9 protein-coding genes are annotated in these 5057 nt (G+C 41.2%); 8 read left to right on the top strand and 1 reads right to left on the bottom strand.

Annotated features, from left to right (window positions below; genetic code table 11):
- The 7 genes from FTT87_RS16285 to FTT87_RS15485 all read left to right on the top strand — a co-directional run bounded on the left by FTT87_RS16285 (position 1) and on the right by FTT87_RS15485 (position 3981).
- A complete protein-coding gene (locus FTT87_RS16285) occupies positions 1–132 on the top strand; it encodes a M15 family metallopeptidase (protein WP_218954223.1) in 132 nt (43 codons plus the stop codon).
- Positions 129–725 (top strand): hypothetical protein, encoded by a 597-nt coding sequence (locus tag FTT87_RS15510; RefSeq protein ID WP_180175088.1) that lies wholly within the window; start codon positions 129–131, stop codon positions 723–725. Before FTT87_RS16285 ends, FTT87_RS15510 begins: the two co-directional genes overlap by 4 nt.
- 120 nt (positions 726–845) lie before the next feature.
- Positions 846–1232, top strand: coding sequence for a hypothetical protein (locus tag FTT87_RS15505; RefSeq protein ID WP_180175087.1), 387 nt, complete (start codon positions 846–848; stop codon positions 1230–1232).
- A gap of 9 nt (positions 1233–1241) precedes the next feature.
- Positions 1242–1589, top strand: coding sequence for a hypothetical protein (locus tag FTT87_RS15500; RefSeq protein WP_016167204.1), 348 nt, complete (start codon positions 1242–1244; stop codon positions 1587–1589).
- Positions 1586–1900: a hypothetical protein gene (locus tag FTT87_RS15495; RefSeq protein WP_180175086.1), complete on the top strand. Its 315-nt coding sequence runs from the start codon at positions 1586–1588 to the stop codon at positions 1898–1900. The genes FTT87_RS15500 and FTT87_RS15495 overlap by 4 nt, the downstream gene beginning before the upstream one ends.
- Positions 1901–2449 carry a DUF3486 family protein gene (locus tag FTT87_RS15490; RefSeq protein ID WP_016167206.1) on the top strand — a complete coding sequence of 183 codons (549 nt, stop codon included), beginning with the start codon at positions 1901–1903 and terminating at the stop codon, positions 2447–2449. It begins immediately after the preceding gene.
- Complete coding sequence (locus FTT87_RS15485; protein WP_180175085.1) at positions 2446–3981, top strand: hypothetical protein; 1536 nt, start codon at positions 2446–2448, stop codon at positions 3979–3981. Before FTT87_RS15490 ends, FTT87_RS15485 begins: the two co-directional genes overlap by 4 nt.
- A 1-nt stretch (position 3982) precedes the next feature.
- Here FTT87_RS15485 and FTT87_RS15480 read toward each other — a convergent pair whose 3' ends face one another.
- Positions 3983–4711 carry a hypothetical protein gene (locus tag FTT87_RS15480; protein ID WP_180175084.1) on the bottom strand — a complete coding sequence of 243 codons (729 nt, stop codon included), beginning with the start codon at positions 4709–4711 and terminating at the stop codon, positions 3983–3985.
- Between the two features lie 34 nt (positions 4712–4745).
- On the opposite strand from FTT87_RS15480, the gene FTT87_RS15475 reads away from it, so the two are divergent.
- Positions 4746–5057, top strand: a 312-nt coding sequence (locus FTT87_RS15475) for a hypothetical protein (protein WP_180175083.1), incomplete at its 3' end; no start/stop codon positions are given.

Below are 5057 nucleotides of genomic sequence, written 5' to 3'. Positions count from 1 at the left end.
CTGTATTACAAAATTGCCGATGCCGTTAAACAAGCCGCAAAAGAACTGAACGTTCCTATTGAATGGGGTGGCGACTGGAAAACATTTAAAGATGGTCCACATTTTCAACTACCTTGGGGAAGCTACAAATGACTCATAAAAAATCAAAGATTCCGCATTCCTTGATCCAACAGCGTATTGAAGAAGGCATTAAATTTAAGTTGGAAATTCTTGGCAAGACTGATTACCGCAAAGGTTATGAAGAGGGCCAAAAAGACCTGCAAGCCCTGGTGAATGCAGATGAGTCAGAAAAGATTCAAAAGCTGCGTTTATCTATTTCAAGTTTAGAAAGTCAGCTGGATCAACAGGCATTCACACTGAGCGAAAAAAAACGTTTATTGCATGATGCAACCAAACGCAATACAGAAAAAAATCAGAAAATCCTAGAGTTGGAACGTCAGCTTGAAGTTTCAAAAAATAACTTTGAAACCTTCAAGAAGGAACAGCAAAGTTTAGCTGCATTAGGTTTTGTGGATAAAAGCTTCATTGTCCACAACTGGCGTGACAGCTGGAAATGGATCAGCAACTGGTGCTTTGGCTTGGTGATGTTCTTTGCTGTTACGCCTATTCCACCAGAGCTGCTTGCAGTACTGCCTGAAAACATCCGTTATTACGTGATTGCCTGGGTTGCGTTCTGTGGTTTTGTTGGCCGTTATCTCAACCAAAGCCACGGCATTAAATCATGATCCTTAAAGTCTTCGTTCGTAAGCGTATCGAGGCTTCTTTGGTGTATGCCCTCTTTGACATCATTGAAGGTATACGGCATCCGATCCAAAGCATCAAACAGTTTAATAAGAGAATAAAACATGCAAAAAGTAATTTTTTCAAAAATCGCCATCATCAGCCTTGCCGACTATGTTCTGAAAAATTACGGGCACATCAGCGAGACGATTGAGGCTGGGATTATTGCCACCCAAAAAACTTATAGCAATTCAAAACTGACGGCTTTAGCAGTCTATGACATGTTGCAAACAACAGCTAAATATATGCAGGCGGTTGAGAATGAGGGTGTTCTAAAAGGGGTTGCCAAGAAGGAAGCTGTGCTTGAATTCATAGTTAAAGAATACTTAGAAACTCAAGATGAAATTAAACAGATCTGGTCTGGCTGGCGAACTACCGTGTCCTGGTTTATTGACCAGTTGATTTCCATGCTGAACAGTGGCCGTCACGTTCTTCAGGCCTTTGTAGGTTAAGGGGGAAATGTGGCGATTCAATTAGAAGCTTATCAATGGATCATGATCCTGATCTCGATCATAGGCACAGTTATTACGACCATTAAAATTTTATGGGGTCGAATTGAAGAAAACCTGAATAACAACTTTCAAGTGATGCAAAACAAACTTGAAGATGTTGCTAAGCAATCTGCTCAAAACTCGGATGACATCCGTGATCTGGAACGCAAGTTCTATAAGTTTCAGATTGATTTGCCACATACCTATGTTGCCCGTGAAGACTACATTCGCGGTCAGACTGTGATTGAAGCCAAGCTTGACGCACTGGCTTCAAAAATCGAGAACGTTCAAATACGCCAAGGAATGAATAAACCATGACAGATCTTGTAAAAGCCCGCCGGGAAAACATGCGTTGGTTGTTACTGAATGCACTAAACAATGCGCGTCCATTGGGGGCTATGGATGTACTCGTTCTAACGGTTGTGCAAGCTATTTATCCAGATGCCACCGCCAATGAATTACATGCCCAGTTGGCATATTTAGAAAATAAAGAACTGGTTGATATTGAACAGAAACCGGATGGACATTGGCATTCTGTCCTTAATTCTAACGGGATTGATGTAGTGGAATATACCGTGAATTGCCCTGCCGGGATTGCACGCCCAACAAAGTATTGGGGAGGTGCATAAATGGCAAAGCAGTCTGCAATTGATCAGCTCAATCCTGATGATAAATTTTGGTTAGATACCTGGTTCAAAGATAAAGGCTTTTGTGGGTATGTCGAGATTGCTGAAATCTTGATGGAACGCGGGTATAGCATTAGTAAGTCTAGCGTACACCGTTATGGGCAAAAGCTTGAACAGAAGCTTGCTGCCGTGCAAGCCAGTACTCAAGCAGCGATTTTGATTGCAGATGCTGCACCTGATGATGGCGATGTCCGTTCTCAAGCGGTGCTATCACTGATTCAGACCGAGCTTTTCAATGCGCTGATTGCACTGCAAGAATCGAATGATCCTGATGCTGACCCTGCGGATCGTTTAGCGTTGATTGCCAAGTGCGGTAAAGGTATTGCAGAAATTACCAAGGCTTCAGTGAATCAGAAAAAATGGATGTTGGACGTGCGTGACCGTGCCGAGAAAGCGGCTCAAGCCGTTGAAAGCATCGTTAAAAAAGGTGGCTTGTCTGCGGAAACCGCAGCTTCTATTCGTGCCCAGATTTTAGGTATTGTGCAAAAATGACCGAAAACAAACCGTTAGATTTATTACAGCCTGATTTTGATAGTTCAGTACCGGCAGTACTGCTGCCTTATCAACAGGAATGGATTGCCAATAAAAATCCGCTCAAAGTGGCTGAGAAATCTCGACGGATTGGTTTGACCTGGGCTGAAGCTGCCGATGCCGCTTTAGAATGTGCCAGTGACCGCAGTGCTGGTGGTCAGAACTGTTATTACCTGGGCTATAACAAGGATATGACGGTTGAGTTTATCCAGGCCTGTGCCATGTGGGCGCGTGCCTATAACCTCGCTGCAGATGAAATGGAAGAAGGCATCTGGGAAGATGGTGATAAGGAAATTAAAACGTACATTATCCGGTTCCCTCATTCAGGCTTTCGTATTGAAGCTCTGACCAGCCGCCCTTCCAACTTACGTGGTCGTCAAGGCCGTGTGATTCTGGATGAAGCAGCCTTCCATGAAGACTTGGACGAACTTCTTAAATCAGCAATGGCTTTGCTGATCTGGGGTGGTTGTGTCCGTGTGATCAGCACCCATGATGGTGAAGACAATCCTTTCAATGAGCTGATCAAGGAAATTCGGGCAGGTAAACGTAAAGGTTATGTGTTCCGCTCCACTTTTAAAGAAGCTGTAGAGCAAGGCTTATATCAACGTGTTTGCTTGCGTAAGGGCATTGAATATAAGAAAGATGAAGAACAGACATGGATGGATGATGTCTACAGTTTCTATGGCGATGCAGCCGATGAAGAACTGGATGTCATTCCAAGTAAAGGCGGTGGCCGCTGGTTAAGCCAGGCATTGTTAGAACAGCGTCAGAAAGAAGTTCCGATTATTCGCTGGTCTGCACCAAAGAACTTTGAACAATGGTCTGAAGAGTCACGACATACTGAAATTGAAGTGCTGTTTGAGACTTTGATCAAGCCACTGATTGACTCATTGCCTAAGAAGGTTAAAAGCTTCTACGGTCTGGACTTTGCCCGTCGTTCCGACCTTTGTGTATTCTGGCCGTTAATTGAATACCAGGACACTCGCAAGCTCTGCCCTTTTGTGCTTGAGCTTTCCAATATGCCGTACAAGCAGCAAGAGCAGCTGTTTAAACTCATTGCCAAAGCATTACCAAATTTCAGCAAAGGTGCACACGATGCCACCGGTAACGGTGGTTATCTGGCTGAAGCTATGCAGCTGGCATTCGGGGACAAGATTGAAGCGATTCATTTAAGTGAAGGCTGGTATCGGGAACATACGCCTCACTTTAAGGCAGCGTTAGAAGATGGTGATATTGCCCTCATTCCAAAAGACAAAGACATTATGGATGACCACCGTGCCTTTGTTTTGGTGAATGGTGTAGCACGTATTCCGCAAAAGAGATCCACTGGTGCAGATGGATTAAAACGACATGGTGACAGTGCGATTGCCCACTTACTTGCTGACTATGCCAGCAAGAATCCAAGTGCGCCGATTGAGTTTATTGGGTTACCTAGTAAAGAGGATATCGAGTTTGATGAAGATTATTTAGAAAATTCCTTTTTCTACAATTAATTTATTTAGTCCTTGTTATTTTTCGATGTGTGGGATGTATAGATTTTCCAACTTCTAACAGATATTCCTCATGGAATTTCTTACCCAAAATACTTTCATAACTTAAGTGTATAATTCTTTCGAATAGAATGTCTTGCTTATATAAGCTTGATTCATTATCTGTAAATGAGTCGCTAGCATGTTGTATATTTCCTTTAAGCAAAATAGGAAAAACTTCAGAATGATTACTTGAACAATCTGCTACATTTGTTTCAATTATGATATTTCTAGCGTCATTATCAGATAAATTCTGAATCGAAAAATGAAAAGAATACCCCAAATTACTTAGATTTAATGCAGCTTCTACATTCATAACAGGAATAACAGAATTGTGTCTTTCTTCAATTTCTAAGCGTTGAAATTCAGCCATTATTTTTTGTTGTTCCACTGACGCTTTCATTTCTTGAACTTGTAGCTGGAGAGCTTCAGTACTTGCTTGCAATTCGTCTGCTTGTAATTTTAGCGATATTGAATTTTGTTCAAGCCCTTTACCTTGCTGGTAAAATCCCCTAACCAACCAAAAAAAAGCCAATGGAGCAAAGACACCTGCTAAAAAATCTCCTATTTCATTTAATTCATCAGGTTTTTTAATACCTGAGTACTGCCATAAATAAAATACGAATCCTACCCAACCTAATGTAAGTGCCCAATTAATGACACGGCCTAAGTTTTGTTTTATAAAGTCTTTCATTATTAAAATCTAATTCTTAGTTAAAGGGGAAATTTTGGAACTTATTATATTCTTTTTCACATTAGGATTTTCTAGTGTATTGATCAAATTATTCAGTAATAAAATGGGTTGGAAAGTCAGTTGGCTATTACCAATTGTATTAGGGTTCGTAATAGCTATTTTGACAACTATATTTTTGTCTATAAATCAGAATAAGGAACAGGTCAAAAGTGACACTATTCCTACAAAAACCGAATCTGTAACTACTGCAACCAGTGAACCAGTTTTAAATGAAGACTTAACTAAGACTGAAGACCTGACTGAAACTGAAGCTTATGAGTTTGCTCAGGAACTCTTTAAGAAAATT

Origin of the sequence: Acinetobacter sp. YH01022, assembly GCF_013420235.1 — a bacterium.
Classification (GTDB): domain Bacteria; phylum Pseudomonadota; class Gammaproteobacteria; order Pseudomonadales; family Moraxellaceae; genus Acinetobacter.
This window is presented reverse-complemented; position numbering and strand designations above follow the sequence as displayed.